Below are 16,523 nucleotides of genomic sequence, written 5' to 3'. Positions count from 1 at the left end.
GGCAATCAACGTCATGGTAAGCTGCTGCCGGTTCAGCATCTATGGAAGCCCCATCAACGCGTTCATGTTATAGCAGAAGGGCTCAAAGCAGTTTTCAGTACTCATCACTCAATCCCGTTCTGCAGAACGTCTTCACTCAAAATGGACTAGGTTTTGTAGGATTGCGACGAAATGTCAACATCACTAAATCGCAGGCAATAAAAAAGGGCTATCCTCATTCGGATAGCCCTTCAAAGATGGCGTCCCCAAGGGGGTTCGAACCCCTGTTACCGCCGTGAAAGGGCAGTGTCCTAGGCCGCTAGACGATGGGGACAGAATTGGATCTGTCTGGCATCATGCTATCAAACAAGCTAAAATGCCGGCCTGATATCCACCTAATCAGTGTCTAACATTAAACAATAGGCGATCTAGTGTTTAATGGCGTCCCCAAGGGGGTTCGAACCCCTGTTACCGCCGTGAAAGGGCAGTGTCCTAGGCCGCTAGACGATGGGGACAACAAATTAAGCTTCAATCCGACTGATTTGGTGGAGCCAAGCGGGATCGAACCGCTGACCTCTTGCATGCCATGCAAGCGCTCTCCCAGCTGAGCTATGGCCCCATCAGTTAAGAAAGGCCATTATACAGTAATTACTGCTTCTGTCCAACTTTAATTTAAACTTTTTATCATCTCGATCGCTTTTCGTATTCTGGACAAGGTCTTACCCTTGCCGAGCAGCGCCAGGGTCACGTCGATCGCCGGCGATACTGCCGTACCGGTCACCGCCACGCGCAGCGGCTGCGCCACCTTGCCCATGCCCAATGCTTTCGCTTCAGCCAGATCGACGATTACCTGATGCAGCGCCTCTTTCTGCCAGTCGTCGGTTTCGGCAAACCGGTCATACAATGCGGCCAAGACCTCCCCGGCTTCGGCGCTGAAGTTCTTTTTAACCGCTTTTTCATCGTACCCCTCAAAATCGCGGTAGAAAAAAGCACTCGCCCGCGCCATCTCAACCAAAGTCTGGCTGCGCTCCCTTTGTGCTTTTACTACTTCGACCAAGGCCGGTCCCTCCGAAGGATCGATGCCCAGTTGACCGATATGCCAGCTCAAATGGCGTGCGATATGCGCCGGGTCACTGTTCATGATGTAGTGATGGTTCAGCCACAGCAGCTTTTTAGTATTGAACGTCGAAGCGGAAACATTCACGTTCTCCAGTTCAAAATATTCGACCATCTCGTCGACCGAAAAAACCTCCTGATCGCCGTGCGACCAGCCGAGGCGCACCAGATAGTTCAGCAGGGCTTCCGGCAAATAACCGTCGTCGCGGAATTGCATCACGCTAACCGCACCATGCCGCTTGGACAGCCGCGCGCCGTCCGGACCGAGAATCATCGGCAAATGCGCATATAACGGCAAAGGAGCTCCCAACGCTTCCAGAATGTTCATCTGCCGGGGGGTATTGTTGATATGGTCGTCGCCGCGGATCACGTGTGTAACTTTCATATCCATGTCGTCGACCACGACAGTCAGATTGTAAGTGGGCGAACCGTCCGTCCGCGCAATCACCAGATCATCCAATTCCTTATTGGCAACCACAATCTCGCCTTTGACCACATCGTTGATCGTAACGACGCCGTCGAGCGGATTTTTAAAACGGACCACGTAATCGCGTCCGTCGTCGCCTTTATAGCCTTTATCCCGGCATTTGCCGTTGTAACGGGGTTTTTCTTTATTGGCCATCTGCTCGTTACGCACCGCTTCCAGCTCTTCCTTGCTGCAGCAACAATAATAAGCATCACCCTGAGCCAGTAGTTGCTGAATAATCTCCTTGTAACGATCGAAATGATGCGTTTGATAGAACGGTCCTTTATCGTATTCAAGACCAAGCCAGGTCATGCCTTCGAGAATCGCGTTGACCGACTCCTGCGTTGATCGTTCGAGGTCCGTATCTTCGATGCGCAAGATAAAGTCGCCGCCGTGTTTACGGGCATAAAGCCAGGAAAAAAGCGCGGTACGGGCACCGCCGATATGGAGGTATCCGGTGGGACTCGGGGCAAAACGTGTAGTAATTGTCATTGAATTCCATGGTGAAATGAAGGTATTTAACCTGTTATTTTAGCCTTTATCGGGCATTGGCTACAATTCCCGGAAAACCTTCTTTTTTCGGCTCCCGAACCCGATGAATTATCCGTTTTGCTGCAGAGGGCGAATCTGTATGAAAAATATCTTAAAAGTTCAACCCGCCTCAAAATAAACTACTCAAAACATATCGACAATGTTAGAATCCGGGACTGTTGCTGATACTGTGCAATAACTTTATCTCATCGTTTTGTAACAAGGAGATTTTCAATGAATAAATCACTCATTGCCGCCGCGTCGCTGGGGGCCTTATTCCTTTCCGGTTGCGCATCGACTCCCATAAGCACGACCGAGCCTTTTTCGGCCAGGGATCTGAACGAATTGCTGACCTCCGGGCAGTATCAACAAAAAACCGATAACTTTTATGTAATTAACGATTCTTCCTCTTCGATGAGCGAAGAGTATCTCGGCTCCGGTTTCTCGTCCGGCCATGCACCCGCAAAACTTTCGGTTGAAAAAGCCATTCTTTCCCGAGTAAACCAGACCATTCCCGACCTGAAATTGACCTCCGGCATCCGCAGCTTCGGTTTCGGCCCTTGCAGCGGATGGGAAAGCACACTTTATAATCTGCCGCTGACCGCTTATTCCAAATCCGCCTTCAACACGGGGATCGATGCCCTGGCCTGCGCAAGCGGCGGATCTCCAATGCACGCAGCGGTCGAGGCCGCAGCTTCCGACCTTTCCGGAACCTCGGGCCGTATCGCCTTGCTGATCCTCAGCGATGGATACGAGCTCCAGGCCAGCCCGGTTCCCGCCGTGCAGGCCCTGAAGCAGCAATACGGCGACCGGCTTTGCGTTTACTCGGTCTGGGTCGGCAACAAACACGAAGAGAACGGCAAATTATTGCTGAACAGCTTGTCCGATATCGCCGGCTGCGGTTTCCGCGCCGATGCGGAAAACATCGCAACGCCGGACGGCATGGCGGAATTCGTCAAGAATGTTTTCCTGAAGCCGGCGGCTCCCGCGGCCGCTCCCGGCTGTGAATCGCTCGACAGCGACGGCGACGGCGTCAACGATTGCAACGACCGCTGCCCCGATACGCTGAAAGGTGCTCATGTCAATCAATTCGGCTGCTGGATTGTCGACGTCAAATTCGACAATGACAAAAGCAATATCAAGCCTGAGTACCACGAAGAACTGGACAGGGCGGCTCAGGTCATCAACAATAATCCGGGCGTGACGATCGAAGTACAAGGCCATACCAGCAATACCGCCTCGGCCGAGTACAACCAAAAACTTTCCGAACGGCGTGCGACAGCAGTGGCCAATTACCTGAGCAAGCATGTCGGCAGCAACGCAGCATTAACGCCGGTCGGTTACGGCCTGACTCACCCTATCGATACCAACGATACCGAAGAAGGCCGCGCGAACAACCGCCGCGTCGAACTGAAGGTTATCCGCTAGAACCCGGCGTTCTTCGCGACTCCGGACGGACACTTCGATCCGTCCGGTATTGCGCACCCCCAAGGCCGCTCCGGCCATTCCCCACAACTGGGAAAACCGGAGCGGCTTTTTTTATCGCCCCCGATTTTTACTCAAGTACTGTCTGCCGCAAACCAGCTTACGCGAACAGATAGGCGCAAACGCCCCGCCCGGGTAATGGTTAGCAAAAAACAAGCCTTAGGGGCAGTGCCTGACGGAATAGGAACCGGCGCCTCTCGGACCGGACAAACGCGGACTATCAGGCAGTAAGGAAAGACTGGAAGTACCCCTGAAACGGAACGGGCGCAGAGAAACAGACAAAGCTGAGGCAGCCATCTGCCTTCGGGCAACAGTATTCGGGCCGTGGTTTACCGGCCGCCTTAGAGGCGACCATCACAAGACTATGAGATAATTCTCTTATTTCAATAACTTAGCAGGGGTAGCCCAGCCGGCTACCGCCTTGATTGTCTCTGTGAACAGCTATCACGGAGGTTATTTGACCAGGCTCAACAACACACCCGCCGCCACCGCCGAACCGATTACGCCGGCTACGTTCGGTCCCATCGCATGCATCAGCAGGAAATTGTGGGGATTGCTTTCGAGGCCCAATTTATTCGCAACGCGGGCGGCCATCGGTACTGCGGAAACTCCGGCAGCCCCGATCAATGGATTGATCTGGGTGCTGCTGAACCGGTTCATGATCTTCGCCATAATCACGCCGCCGGCTGTACCGATCGCGAACGCGGCCGCCCCCAGCGCCAGAATGCCGAGCGTTTTATATTGCAGGAAAGCTTCCGCGCTGAGCTTCGATCCGACCGACAGACCCAAAAAGATCGTGACAATATTGATCAGCTCATTCTGCGCGGTCTGGCTCAAGCGCTCGACCACGCCGCATGCATTCATCAAATTGCCCAACGCAAACATGCCGACCAACGGCGCAGCGGAAGGAAGCACCAGAATACAAAGCGTCAATAACATCAGCGGAAACACGATTTTTTCGGTTTTACTGACGGCGCGCAATTGCTGCATCTCGATTTTACGTTCTTCCTCGGTCGTCAGCGCACGCATGATCGGCGGCTGAATCAGCGGCACCAGCGCCATATAGGAATAGGCGGCGACCGCGATCGCCCCGAGCAAGTCGGGTGCGAGCCGGGAAGCGACATAAATTGCGGTGGGTCCGTCGGCGCCGCCGATGATCCCGATCGCAGCCGCATCCCGGAGCGAGAACTCGAGCCCCGGCACGACGTTCAGCGCCAAGGCGCCCAGCAAAGACGCGAAGATGCCCAACTGTGCGGCGGCGCCGAGCAGCAGGGTTTTCGGATTCGCGATCATCGGCCCGAAATCGGTCATCGCGCCGACGCCCATGAAAATCAACAAAGGAAAGATGCCGGCTTTAATGCCGAAGTAGAGATAGTAAAGCAGCCCGCCCTCCTCCGAGATACCGGCAACCGGAATATTGCTAAGCACCGCGCCGAAGCCGATCGGCAAGAGCAGCAAAGGCTCGAATCCTTTTTTGATCGCCAGATACAATAGCACGAAGCCGACCAGCATCATGAAAGCCTGGCCGCTGCTCATATTGTAAAGGCCGGTGCTCTGCCAAAGTGAAATTACGTTTTCCATGGATGATCGTGAAATGAGATGATGTTACTGCAACTGTCCTTTTGCCCGCGGCAAAATACTCCCCTTGTGCGGTATAGCCAATAGCCTTATAAAGTAATCAGGGCATCGCCGCCTGCTACGCCTCCGCCTTCCTTGACGTGGACGGCGCTGACGACGCCTGCGAATTTGGAGCGCACTTCGGTCTCCATCTTCATCGCTTCCATGATCACAACCACCTCGCCGGCCGCTACCACACTGCCTGGCTCGACCAGAATCTTCAAAATATTGCCGGCCATCGGCGCTTCGATGACCGCACCGCCGGTGCCCGGCTGCGGGACCACGATCGGCTGGGCGGCAGGCTCGATCGTCAGGCCTGCCCCGCCCGGCCCCACGACCACATTGAAGTTTCGGCCATCGACATTGACCACATAAGACTCGACCGCCTGCGTAGCCTGTCCCTGCGCTTTTACGGGCGCTCCAGCCGTTTCACCGGCCGGTGGAGCTTCAAATGCGGAAGGATTGCCGCGGTTAACCAGAAACTTCCAACCGACCTGGTTGAACATCGCATTGATCAAAACGTCCTCTTCGACATTTTGTGCCAGCTTAATGCCTTCTTTCCTGGCCTTTTCCTTTAATTCGGCGACCAACTTGTCCATTTCCGGGGCAATCAGATCGGCCGGCCGGCAGGTAATCGGCGCCCCGCCTTCGAGCACACGTTCCTGCAGTTGTTTGTTAACCGGCGCCGGAGTCTCTCCGTATTCGCCTTTCAGAAGGCCGGCCGTTTCCTTAGTAATCGTTTTATAGCGTTCGCCGCTGATGACGTTGAGCACCGCCTGCGTACCGACAATCTGCGAAGTCGGGGTGACCAGCGGAATGAAGCCCAAATCTTCGCGCACACGCGGAATTTCGTGCATCACTTCATCGAATTTATCGGCAGCCCCCTGTTCTTTCAACTGGTTTTCCATGTTGGTCAGCATGCCGCCGGGCACCTGCGCGATCAGAATACGGCTATCGACACCTTTCAAACTGCCTTCAAACTGCGCGTATTTTTTGCGGATCCCCCGGAAGTACTCGGCGATTTCTTCGAGCTTGGCCAAGTCCAGACCGGTTTCCCGATCGGTTCCTTCGAGACTTGCCACGATCGTTTCGGTCGGGCTGTGGCTGTAGGTCATGCTGAGCGGCGAAATAGCCGTATCGACCATATCGACGCCCGCTTCGGCTGCCTTGACCAAGCTCGGAATGCTCAATCCGGTCGTTGCATGGCAATGCAGATGGATCGGCAGCGAGGTGCTCTTTTTCAGGCGCGAAACCAGTTCGAACGCTTCATAAGGCTTCAAGAGCCCGGCCATATCCTTGATGCAAATCGAGTGGGCGCCCATATCTTCGATCTGCTTGCCGAGATCGACCCATGAATCCGGGGTATGCACGGGACTGGTCGTGTAAGAGATGGTACCCTGGGCGTGGGCATCGGTTCTAAGTACCGCCTTGACCGCGTGTTCGATATTGCGCATGTCGTTCATCGCGTCGAAAATCCGGAATACATCGATCCCGTTGACTGCGCTGCGTTCGATGAATTTGTCGACCACGTCATCGGCGAAGTGCCGGTAACCGAGCAAGTTCTGCCCGCGCAGCAGCATTTGCTGGCGGGTTTTCGGCATCGCGGCCTTCAATAAACGCAATCTTTCCCACGGGTCTTCACCGAGGTACCGGATGCAGGCGTCGAAAGTCGCCCCGCCCCAGGACTCGATCGACCAATAGCCTACCTGATCAAGTTTTTCGCAAATCGGCAGCATGTCTTCGATACGCATCCGGGTCGCAAAAATCGACTGGTGCGCATCACGCAACGCGACTTCTGTGATCGCCAAAGGCTTGATCTTCTCTTTCGCCATTCTTAAATTTTCTCCAAAATCCTTAAAAAGTTGGTTTCATGGCCTCAACGGGCCATCAGCAAATGATTGAGCAAATGGGCTTCGTTTCACCTGTTTTTGCTTCGGTATTGGTGCACGGCTGCCGTAATTGCCGCGACGGTCGCTTGATCCGTTTCGATTTTGACGGTTTTGGCGGCTTTAGGCGGCTCGGGAAAAAAACGCTGGATCAGCGAAGACATCGTATTGATCGCTACGACCAATAATGCTAAAAATAAAAAGACGATACCCATGCCGACAATCATCAATTCGACACCGCTGCTCATCAGTTCCGCCATAAAGCCTTACCCATATCAAAAACTGTAGTCATTTGGACTGCATTATCCCTAAAACCCTGCCTCTAAACAAATTAAAGATGAGCAAATCCCTAAATTAACCGCAGCTGCGCGTGAAACAGTGAACTGCTCATCTCCGCGATTTCATCCAACGGCCCGGCCGTCAATTTTTGATGCCCACCCCTTTGTGCAGCAGATAAAGGCTGAATAAAGTCAGCAGGATGACAAACCCTCCGGTAATTCCGAATGCCAGGGCGACATCGATATCGGTTGCTCCGATCATTCCGTAACGGAAGGCATTGACCATGTAAAGAATCGGATTCCCCATCGCGATCGTTTGCCAGTGGCCGGACAGCATGTCGACCGAAAAAAACACGCCCCCGAGATAACTGAGCGGCGTCAGGATGAAATTCGGGATGATCGAGATATCGTCGAAGCTTTCCGCAAACACCGCATTGATAAATCCGGCCAGCGAAAACAGTGTCGCGGTCAATAGCACGATCGAGAGACAGATCCCCGCATGATGGACACTGACTGGCGCAAATATCAGCGAAATCAGCGCGACCACGCCGCCGACCGCCAATCCGCGCACGATCCCCCCGGTCACATAGCCGCCCAGAATCACCCAGTTCGGTACCGGCGCAACCAGGAGTTCTTCGATATGGCGTTGAAATTTGGTCGAATAAAAGGACGATACCACGTTCGAGTACGAATGGCTGATTACCGACATCAGGATAATGCCCGGCACGATGTAGTCGATATAGCTCGCCCCGCCCACCGAGCCGATCCTGCCGCCGATCAATTTGCCGAAAATCAGGAAATACAGGGCGGTGGTGATTGCCGGCGGCAGCAGCGTCTGCGGCCAGATCCGGAAAAACCGGTGGATTTCCTTAACGGCAATCGTACGAAAAGCAATGCCGGAATTCATCGGGCTGCTCCCGACGCTTTCGCGTCGATCAGGTCCAGAAACAGCTGCTCCAGACGGTTGGATTTGTTCCTCAGACTGATCACCTTGATCCCCTGCTCGCTCAACCGGCTGAACAACTGGTTAAGCCCGAACGTTTTCGGCACGCTGACATCCAGAACCCGATCGGAAGCCCGCTCGATATGCACCCCCTCGATTACGGGCGCCGCTGCGACCGGATCGGCCAGGTCGAGCAGAAAATGATCGATGTTCAGGCGCGCTAAAAGACTCTTCATGTCGGAATGTTCGACAATTCGGCCCTGATCGATGATTGCAATGTTCCGGCACAGGCTTTCTGCCTCCTCCAGATAGTGGGTGGTCAATATGATCGTCGTGCCCTGCCCGTTGACCTCACGCATCAGTTTCCACATCGAACGGCGAATCTCGATATCGACGCCGGCTGTCGGCTCGTCCAGAATCAGCAGTTTCGGCTCATGCATCATCGCCCGCGCGATCATCACCCGACGCTTCATGCCGCCGGAGAGACGCCGCGATACGGTATTGCGCATGTCCCAAAGCTCCATCTGCGTCAGGCATTTTTCCGATCGCTGCAGCGCCAGTTTGCGCGGCACCCCGTAATAACCGGCCTGATTGAGCAGAATGCTGCTGACCGTTTCGAACTGGTTGAAATTGATTTCCTGAGGCACCACGCCGATGCAGTTTTTCGCCTTGTCCCTCTCCCTCCGCAAATCGTGCCCGAAGACCGTCACCGTTCCGCTGCTTGCATTAACCAGCGAACAGATGATCCCGATTGCGGTGGACTTGCCTGCGCCGTTCGGCCCCAGCAGCGCAAAAAAATCGCCCGCTTCGACGTCCAGATCAATGCCTTTCAGGGCCTCGAACCCGTTGCTGTAGGTTTTCCGAAGATTGCGTAGAGATAATGCATTCATAAGAAACTATTTACTTAACGAAATCCTTCAAATCAGTTAAATTAAGCGGTGGAACAATTTCAACCGAACAAAACCACAAGCAAAAAACCGTCCAATTTTATCAGAATTAAAACCATTCTGTTGCCTTAACCGGATCAACCGTGCCAAAAAAATTACCCGAAGTCGTTGCCGCCGTCGATCTCGGCTCCAACAGCTTTCATATGATCGTCTGCACTCTCAAAGACGGCAAACTGCAAATTCAGGACCGGATACGCGAAATGGTCAGATTGGCCTCCGGTTTGGACAAAAACGATGAGATCGATGCCGAAACCCAAGCCCGAGCGCTCGCCTGCCTCGAACGGTTCGGCCAACGGGTACGTCATTTTCCGCCCGGCAGCGTGCGCGCGGTCGGCACGAATACGTTGCGGATTGCGAATAATGCACAGGAGTTCCTGAGCAAAGCGGAAAAGGCGCTCAACCACCCGATCGACATCATTTCCGGAATCGAAGAAGCCCGCCTGATCTATTTGGGGGTTTCCTACAGCCTGGGAAGCGACGGCGACACCCGACTGGTGATGGATATCGGCGGCGGCAGCACCGAGTATATCCTTGGAACAGGCGATTCTCCCTGCGAAAAAGAAAGCTTGCACATGGGCTGCGTAACGCTCAGCGATCAATTCTTCAAAAACGGAAAACTCTCCAAAAGCGCCTTTGGCCAAGCGGTGTTGTTCGCCGAGCAGCAACTGGAACCGTTTCAGCAGACATTCCGCCGGAACAAATGGGACAAGGCGATCGGCGCCTCGGGAACATTGCGTGCGATCGACAAAGTGCTGAAACTGAAAAACTGGAGCCATGACGGCATTACCCTGGAAGGGTTGGAGCAATTGGTCGCGCATATCGGACACTGCGGCCACATCAACGACTTGAAGCTGCCCGACCTGAACCCTAACCGCCTGCCGGTTTTTCCGGGCGGCGTCGCCATCGTGTATGCGACTTTCAAAATCCTCGGAATCAATCAAATGGTTGTCTCCGAGGGCGCCTTGCGGGAAGGACTGATCCAGGACCTGATGGGACGAATATTCGATCAGGATATTCGTTCCGCCACCGTGGAAAATTGGGCCGAACGCTTCCACACCGACAAGCCCCACGCGGCGCGTATCAAGCAAACGATCGCTTATATGCTGCCGCAATTGAGCAATGAAAAGAATCCGATCGACAACGATACGATTACCCAATTCCTGAACTGGGCCGCCGATTTGCACGAAATCGGCCGCGACATCGCACACAGCGGCTATCACAAACACAGCGCCTACATCATCGAGAACGGCGATCTGGCCGGATTCTCAAGGCAGGATCAAATTCTGTTGGCCATCCTGGTCAGAACGCACCGGCGCAAGTTCGTCCGCTCCTTATTCGCCGCCCTGCCGGCCCCTTGGAAAGATCTGGCGCCTTACCTGAGCATCATTTTGCGGCTTGCGGTCCTGCTGCGCCGCAACCGCTTCGATGCAGACCTGCCGGAATTCGAGATTGCGATCGAAAAGACCAAAATCCGGCTGACCTTTCCGAAAAACTGGCTGAACGAATCCCCATTAACGCATGCCGATCTGATGCAGGAAGCCGATTTTCTGAAACAGAGCGGTTTCAAACTGGATTTTTCCTGAAGCCTCATGAAGCTCATACTGCGCCTGGCCGTTTATAGCCTCTTCACGGTCCTGGCGTTGTGCGTGGCGATCGTGCTGTTCGGCGTCGGCAATAAACCCGACGTGATCGGACTCGGCTGGGAGCTGACCCATAACGACATTGCGCGCGCGAAAAAGATTCTGCACGAAGGTGCGCAAGTCAAACCGGACGAGCTCGATACCATCGAATTAACCGAAAGCGATCTGAATCTGGCCGCCAATTACCTGCTGAATCGGTACTGGAAAAGTGCGGTCCATATTCAACTGAAAGACCACAAGCTGCGCTTCAACGTGACCGCCACCCTGCCGGACAATCCCCTCGGCAAATTCCTGAATGTCAGCTTCCGGCTTGGCAACGATTCGATCGGCGAATTGCCCGGTATCACCAAATTCAAGGTCGGCAAGCTGCTGCTTCCCGCCAGATTCGCCGCCTGGGTGATCGAACGGGTCATCCAGAACAGTTCGCTGCGCGAATATTATTTGTTAGCGACTCACCCGATCGAAGCTGTCGAGATCAACGATGAGAAGGTTTCGATCACTTATTTTTCAAGCGCTGAGACACTGCGGCAGGCGAGAAACTTTCTCGCTGACAGCAGCGCTAACCCGGAACAGGCCCTCTATAAAACAAAATTGGCCGAAATCGTCGCAAATCACGACCCCGAATGGCGGCTGTCGCTTGCCGAACTGCTGCAGCCGATGTTCCAACTGGCTTTCAATCGTTCAACGCCGGAAAGTGCGATCGAGGAAAACCGTCTGGTGATTTTTGCCGTAAACGATTATGTGAACAAGCACCAGATTCCCAAGCTGCTCGACGCTACCGACCTCAAAACAGCCGAAAAACCTCAATACTCCGCGTTTATGTACAAGCGTATCGATCTGGCCCAGCATTTCATCGGCGCAGCTGCATTGACAGCCTCGGTCAACGGCAAGCTTGCAAAAGTCATGGGCGAACAAAAGGAATTGAGCGACGCGGACGGCGGCAGCGGTTTCAGCTTCATCGATCTGGCTGCCGACAAGGCCGGCACCCGCTTCGGCGAAATCGCGACCTCGACACCTGAAAATGCCCGGAAAATTCAAAAAGCGATGTCTACGATCCGAAGCTACAGCGAATTCATGCCGGATCCGCGAGATCTGCCGGAAAAAATGAGCGCGGAAGAATTCAGGAAACGTTTCGGAGCGATCAACAGTCCGGAATATCAAAAGATTTCAAAAGAAATCGACGCCCGCATTACCGCCCTGTCGATCTACCGGATTCAAAACAACAAATAAAATCATCCAAAACGGCGAGGCTTAACCTCTGTTATTACGCCTAATCTTGCGTTCCATTCGAGAGCTGCAGGGAGAGGAAAAAACAATTTAGAGAGAACGATCTGGAGCGGATCCAGGGGAAAGCCGGGGCGGAGCATGAACACCCCGTCCCGGCTTCAATGTAGGCGATTAATCGTAATTAAACGTTTTATTGGAAGTGCCCGGCAGACGCGGCATCGTTTGTTTCGGGAACTCGCCGGTCAGCGCATTCAGGAAAGCCACGATGTCGTCGATGTCTTGCTTCGGCAGATCCTTGTCCAACTGCAATTTAGCCATGATCTTGACCGCCTGGTCCAGCGTTGTGACCGAACCGTTATGGAAATAAGGCGCGGTCAAGGCTACGTTGCGCAAGGTGGGCACTTTGAACAAATGTTCGTCGGCCGGATTTTTCGATACTTCGGCGACGCCCTTGTCCTTCATGAAATGATACTGCGCCTCGAAATAGCCGTTTTCATGCAAAGGGAACTTCTGGAACGAGCCGCCGCCATTGAAGGCAGGTCCGCTGTGGCAACTGGTGCAGCCGAGTTCGGCCGCTTTGTTCAGGCCGCGTAACTGCTGCTCGGTCAAGGCCGATTGATCGCCGTTGGCATATTTGTCATAAGCGCTGTTCGGAGTGATCAGCGTTCTTTCGTAAGCGGCAATCGCTTTGGTCGCCGTGTCCTTGGAAATTTCGCCGCCGGGGAACGCTGCCGCAAACGCTTCCTCATAACCGTTGATCGTTTTCAATCGGGCTACCACGTCATCCCAGCTCTTCATGCCCATTTCGATCGGATTGGTGACCGGACCTGCCGCCTGCGCTTCCAGACTTTCCGCCCGTCCATCCCAGAATTGCACTTTGTTGAAGGCGGAATTCCAGACGGTAGGCGCGCTGCGTCCGCCGGTCTGGCCGTTCACGCCCATCGAATTGGGCCGGTTGTCTTCGCCGCCTTGCATCGTGTTATGGCAAGAGGCGCAAGCCACAGTGCCGGTCGATGACAAACGCGGATCATGATAGAGCATCTTGCCCAGCTCGACCTTGGCTTCCGTAGTCGGGTTGTCGGCAGGCGCGGGAGCTTCGGTCGGCAATGCTTCGAGCGCCCATGCCGCTGAAACAGAACTCGCCAATGCCAACGCCGTCGCCAGCGCACGAAATTTAAACATATGTTCCTCCTAATTTTATTCTAATCATTTTTGTCAGGGTAAAACCTCATTCCGACGGAATTTGCCGGTTGTCGGGCCCCGTTCCGCCCAATTTACAAAAATCCCCATCAGGATTCATTTATAACGGACGAAAAGCCCCGGACAATGGCTGCTAATGGATTCGCTCGCTACAGTTTGGTCCTCTTATCTCGTTAAATCGAGGATTATGCCGAAACGCCCTCTCATTTAAGTACGAATCCTTGAACGAAGTCAGTCAGCCCCGTAAATATAAACCTATACCTATTCGTAAGCAACGCTTCATTCACTCGTATGGCATTCATTTTCGGCGAAGCCACACTCGTTCTTCGTAACGATCACCGTTTATTTAAGGGGAGAGGCACTTGGTCGACTGATAAGCACTGTAATAAGTTAATATACGGAAATACGGACTTAAAAATCATGTTTTCACCGAGCCTCAATGCCCGCAAAAAAACGTTTCCAAGGCAACCTGCGCCTGGAGGAAGTGGATCGCTGTATAGATGTAATTGGAAAATTGCCGGTCATATTAGAAGACAGCGGAAAATAATAAGGCAAAAAAAATGCCGAACCAACGGAAAATTTGGCCCGGCACTTCTCCGAAATCAGAGGTGATCGTTATTATTTAGCCGGCTCTGGCGCTGCTTGCGGAGCAGGAGCAGGAGCCGCTTCCGGAGCTGGGGCTGGGGCTGGGGCGGGCTCCGCTGTCGGAGCGGGAGCTGCTTCCGGAGCTGGAGCAGGAGCGCTCGGAGCAGCCGCCGGAGCGGCGCTTTCCTTAGCTTTTTCTTCAGACTTTTGGCAGCCTGCCAATAAGGCCAAGCTGACGATACCTGCTGCAAAGATATTCATGGTTTTCATATAGACTGTCCTAGAGGTTATATTCGTATTGTTATGTTATCAGCGCTACCCCTTTACAGGGTTATAGCAGGCAATAAAATATCAAATACCTAACGGCTTTACTAGAATCTTTAAGGATTAAGCCTATTCCCTCCGCTTGCCTGATCAAAAGATATCCAACCGAAAAAAAGCTCTCATCCTCAAAGTTTAGGCCGACCCAGCAACAGCCCGCCCGATTGCCATAGACCGTGAACCTATAGCTTCGCCAATACTTCGGCCACGGTCGCGCCCATCGCCGCCGGGGTCGGGCAGATCGTGACGCCGAGCTCCTTCAGGATCGCGACTTTTTCGGCCGCGCCTTCGCCGGCCGAGGAAATGATCGCGCCGGCATGCCCCATCCGGCGTCCTTCGGGAGCGGTAAGACCCGCAATATAAGCGACGACCGGCTTGGTCATGTGCTCCTTCGCAAACAGTCCCGCTTCCACTTCCTGAGGACCGCCGATCTCGCCGATCATCAGTACGACTTTGGTTTCGGGGTCCTGCTCGAACTTTTCGAGGATGTCACGGTGGGAAGAACCGTTGATCGGATCGCCGCCGATGCCGACCGAAGTCGAGACACCGATACCGAGGCGCTTCATCTGGTCGGCCGCTTCGTAGCCCAAGGTGCCCGAACGGCCCACGATGCCGACATTGCCCTGCATATAGATATGGCCCGGCATGATGCCGAGCATCGAGCGGCCGGGACTGATCGTGCCGGCGCAGTTGGGACCGGTCAAAACCATGCGCTTTTCTTTCGGAAAACGGCGCAGAAAGTTTTTGACCTTCATCATGTCCTGGGTCGGTATGCCGTCGGTAATCGAGACGCAATATTTGATCCCCGCGTCGGCCGCTTCCATGATCGAATCGGCCGCAAACGCGGGCGGCACGAACACGATGCTGGCTTCCGCGCCGGCTTTCAGCACGGCTTCTTTGACCGTATTGAACACCGGCCGGCCCAGATGGGTTTGACCGCCCTTGCCCGGGGTGACGCCGCCGACAACATTGGAGCCGTATTTGATCATGTCCTCGGCATGAAACGAACCGATCTTGCCGGTGAAGCCTTGAACGATAATCCGTGTGTTTTCGTCGATAAAAATTGCCATCTTGATTCCTTAACAACCTTCTGTCGCGACCGCGGCTTTCGCGACCGCCTGATTACGCGCCTGCACCGCCTTTTCTGCCGCTTCGGCCAAAGTATCGGCGGTAATGATCGGCAGGCCGCTCTCTCGAATAATGCGCTGCCCCTCTTCGACATTGGTGCCGGACAACCGCACGATCAGCGGCACCTGCATGTCGATTTTCTTGACCGCATGGACGACGCCTTCGGCGATCCAGTCGCAGCGATTGATACCGGCGAAGATATTGACCAGCATCGCCTTCACGTTCTTGTCGGCCAGCACCAGACGAAACGCTTTTTCGGTACGCTCGGCCGAGGCGCCACCGCCCACGTCGAGAAAGTTTGCGGGTTCGCCACCGGCCAGTTTGATCATGTCCATCGTCGCCATCGCCAGGCCGGCGCCGTTGATCATGCAGCCGATATCGCCGTCGAGGCCGACATAGCTGAGACCGCGGTCCGCGGCGGCCATTTCGCGCGGATCTTCCTGAGTCTTATCGCGCAGTTCGGAAATTTTCGGCTGACGGAATAAGGCGTTATCGTCGAATCCCATCTTCGCGTCCAGCGCGATCAGCTCGTTGCTGCGGGTAACGACCAGCGGGTTGATTTCGAGCATGCTGCAGTCGAGAGCCCGCAAGGCTTTGTAGCACCCCCGGATCGTCTTGACCGCATGGCTCATGATTTCGGCATCCAGGCCGAGAGCGAAGGCCATCTCGCGCGCCTGATAATCCAGAAGGCCGACCGCCGGTTCGATATAAATCTTGGTGATCGCTTCCGGACGGGTTTTCGCCAATTCCTCGATTTCCATCCCGCCTTCGGCCGATCCGATCATCACGATCCGTTCGGCACTGCGGTCGACGAGCAGGCAGAAATACAGTTCTTTTGCAATCTCGGTGCCTGCTTCGATATAAAGGCGATTGCATACTTTGCCGGCCGGCCCGGTCTGGTGAGTGCGCAGTCTTTTACCCAGCAGTTCTTCCGCCGCGGCCGCAACTTCATCATGGGTTTTGCAGATCTTGATGCCGCCGGCCTTGCCGCGCGCGCCGGAATGGATCTGGGCCTTGACCACCCACAGATGCCCGCCGATTTCACGGGCGCGCTGCACCGCGTCTTCCGGGCTGTACGCCAGGCCGCCCTCGGCGATCTTTACGCCGTAGCCCTGTAATATGTCTTTCGCCTGATACTCATGAATATCCACGACTCTTGCCTCTTGCTTTCAGT

The 16,523-nt window shown here is 54.4% G+C and carries 12 protein-coding genes and 3 tRNA genes; 3 read left to right on the top strand and 12 right to left on the bottom strand.

The features are described from left to right. Positions 1-237 precede the first annotated feature (237 nt). The 4 genes from JJL52_RS17450 to gltX form a co-directional block, all read right to left on the bottom strand. A tRNA-Glu gene (locus tag JJL52_RS17450) sits at positions 238-313 on the bottom strand. A 105-nt stretch (positions 314-418) separates the two neighbouring features. Then, a tRNA-Glu gene (locus tag JJL52_RS17445) sits at positions 419-494 on the bottom strand. A gap of 28 nt (positions 495-522) precedes the next feature. After that, positions 523-598, bottom strand: a tRNA-Ala gene (locus JJL52_RS17440). 48 nt (positions 599-646) lie between these two features. Continuing rightward, a complete protein-coding gene (gene gltX / locus JJL52_RS17435) occupies positions 647-2,053 on the bottom strand; it encodes a glutamate--tRNA ligase (protein WP_202053774.1) in 1,407 nt (468 codons plus the stop codon). Between the two features lie 273 nt (positions 2,054-2,326). Between gltX and JJL52_RS17430 the strand changes: the two genes are divergently transcribed. After that, entirely contained in the window at positions 2,327-3,520 is a 1,194-nt protein-coding gene (locus JJL52_RS17430) for an OmpA family protein (RefSeq protein WP_202053773.1), read from the top strand. Between the two features lie 510 nt (positions 3,521-4,030). Here JJL52_RS17430 and JJL52_RS17425 read toward each other — a convergent pair. The 5 genes from JJL52_RS17425 to JJL52_RS17405 form a co-directional block, all read right to left on the bottom strand. Next, positions 4,031-5,158, bottom strand: coding sequence for a sodium ion-translocating decarboxylase subunit beta (locus tag JJL52_RS17425; protein WP_202053772.1), 1,128 nt, complete (start codon positions 5,156-5,158; stop codon positions 4,031-4,033). A gap of 86 nt (positions 5,159-5,244) precedes the next feature. After that, complete coding sequence (gene oadA / locus JJL52_RS17420; protein ID WP_202053771.1) at positions 5,245-7,026, bottom strand: sodium-extruding oxaloacetate decarboxylase subunit alpha; 1,782 nt, start codon at positions 7,024-7,026, stop codon at positions 5,245-5,247. 86 nt (positions 7,027-7,112) lie between these two features. After that, on the bottom strand, positions 7,113-7,340 hold the full coding sequence (locus JJL52_RS17415; protein ID WP_202053770.1) for an OadG family protein: 228 nt from the start codon (positions 7,338-7,340) through the stop codon (positions 7,113-7,115). 160 nt (positions 7,341-7,500) lie between these two features. Then, positions 7,501-8,265 carry an ABC transporter permease gene (locus JJL52_RS17410; RefSeq protein WP_202053769.1) on the bottom strand — a complete coding sequence of 255 codons (765 nt, stop codon included), beginning with the start codon at positions 8,263-8,265 and terminating at the stop codon, positions 7,501-7,503. Continuing rightward, the gene (locus JJL52_RS17405; protein WP_202053768.1) at positions 8,262-9,191 is read right to left on the bottom strand and encodes an ABC transporter ATP-binding protein; all 930 of its coding nucleotides are present in this window, start codon (positions 9,189-9,191) and stop codon (positions 8,262-8,264) included. The genes JJL52_RS17410 and JJL52_RS17405 overlap by 4 nt, the downstream gene beginning before the upstream one ends. A gap of 140 nt (positions 9,192-9,331) precedes the next feature. Here JJL52_RS17405 and ppx point away from each other — a divergent pair, with 140 nt between their 5' ends. Together ppx and JJL52_RS17395 are read left to right on the top strand one after the other, a co-directional pair. Further along, on the top strand, positions 9,332-10,831 hold the full coding sequence (ppx, locus tag JJL52_RS17400) for an exopolyphosphatase (RefSeq protein WP_202053767.1): 1,500 nt from the start codon (positions 9,332-9,334) through the stop codon (positions 10,829-10,831). Positions 10,832-10,837: 6 nt separating this feature from the next. Further along, positions 10,838-12,118 (top strand): YfiM family lipoprotein, encoded by a 1,281-nt coding sequence (locus JJL52_RS17395; RefSeq protein ID WP_202053766.1) that lies wholly within the window; start codon positions 10,838-10,840, stop codon positions 12,116-12,118. 168 nt (positions 12,119-12,286) lie between these two features. On the opposite strand, the gene JJL52_RS17390 is transcribed toward JJL52_RS17395, so the two are convergent. From JJL52_RS17390 to JJL52_RS17380, 3 genes are all read right to left on the bottom strand, one after another. Beyond that, positions 12,287-13,297 carry a cytochrome-c peroxidase gene (locus JJL52_RS17390; RefSeq protein WP_202053765.1) on the bottom strand — a complete coding sequence of 337 codons (1,011 nt, stop codon included), beginning with the start codon at positions 13,295-13,297 and terminating at the stop codon, positions 12,287-12,289. Positions 13,298-14,403: 1,106 nt separating this feature from the next. Then, on the bottom strand, positions 14,404-15,291 hold the full coding sequence (gene sucD / locus JJL52_RS17385) for a succinate--CoA ligase subunit alpha (protein ID WP_202053764.1): 888 nt from the start codon (positions 15,289-15,291) through the stop codon (positions 14,404-14,406). 9 nt (positions 15,292-15,300) lie between these two features. Next, positions 15,301-16,500 carry a malate--CoA ligase subunit beta gene (locus JJL52_RS17380; protein WP_202053763.1) on the bottom strand — a complete coding sequence of 400 codons (1,200 nt, stop codon included), beginning with the start codon at positions 16,498-16,500 and terminating at the stop codon, positions 15,301-15,303. Positions 16,501-16,523 lie beyond the last annotated feature (23 nt).

Origin of the sequence: Candidatus Methylomicrobium oryzae (assembly GCF_016745425.1) — a bacterium.
GTDB classification, from domain to species: domain Bacteria; phylum Pseudomonadota; class Gammaproteobacteria; order Methylococcales; family Methylomonadaceae; genus Methylomicrobium; species Methylomicrobium oryzae.
Note: the sequence above shows the minus strand (reverse complement) of the source record. Positions and strands in the feature narration are given on the sequence as shown.

What these genes read in the sequence shown, in the direction of transcription:
- gltX (WP_202053774.1), bottom strand. Translation starts at nt 2,053, where the DNA reads ATGACAATTACTACACGTTTTGCCCCGAGTCCCACCGGATACCTCCAT.
- JJL52_RS17430 (WP_202053773.1), top strand. Translation starts at nt 2,327, where the DNA reads ATGAATAAATCACTCATTGCCGCCGCGTCGCTGGGGGCCTTATTCCTT.
- JJL52_RS17425 (WP_202053772.1), bottom strand. Translation starts at nt 5,158, where the DNA reads ATGGAAAACGTAATTTCACTTTGGCAGAGCACCGGCCTTTACAATATG.
- oadA (WP_202053771.1), bottom strand. Translation starts at nt 7,026, where the DNA reads ATGGCGAAAGAGAAGATCAAGCCTTTGGCGATCACAGAAGTCGCGTTG.
- JJL52_RS17415 (WP_202053770.1), bottom strand. Translation starts at nt 7,340, where the DNA reads ATGGCGGAACTGATGAGCAGCGGTGTCGAATTGATGATTGTCGGCATG.
- JJL52_RS17410 (WP_202053769.1), bottom strand. Translation starts at nt 8,265, where the DNA reads ATGAATTCCGGCATTGCTTTTCGTACGATTGCCGTTAAGGAAATCCAC.
- JJL52_RS17405 (WP_202053768.1), bottom strand. Translation starts at nt 9,191, where the DNA reads ATGAATGCATTATCTCTACGCAATCTTCGGAAAACCTACAGCAACGGG.
- JJL52_RS17395 (WP_202053766.1), top strand. Translation starts at nt 10,838, where the DNA reads ATGAAGCTCATACTGCGCCTGGCCGTTTATAGCCTCTTCACGGTCCTG.
- JJL52_RS17390 (WP_202053765.1), bottom strand. Translation starts at nt 13,297, where the DNA reads ATGTTTAAATTTCGTGCGCTGGCGACGGCGTTGGCATTGGCGAGTTCT.
- sucD (WP_202053764.1), bottom strand. Translation starts at nt 15,291, where the DNA reads ATGGCAATTTTTATCGACGAAAACACACGGATTATCGTTCAAGGCTTC.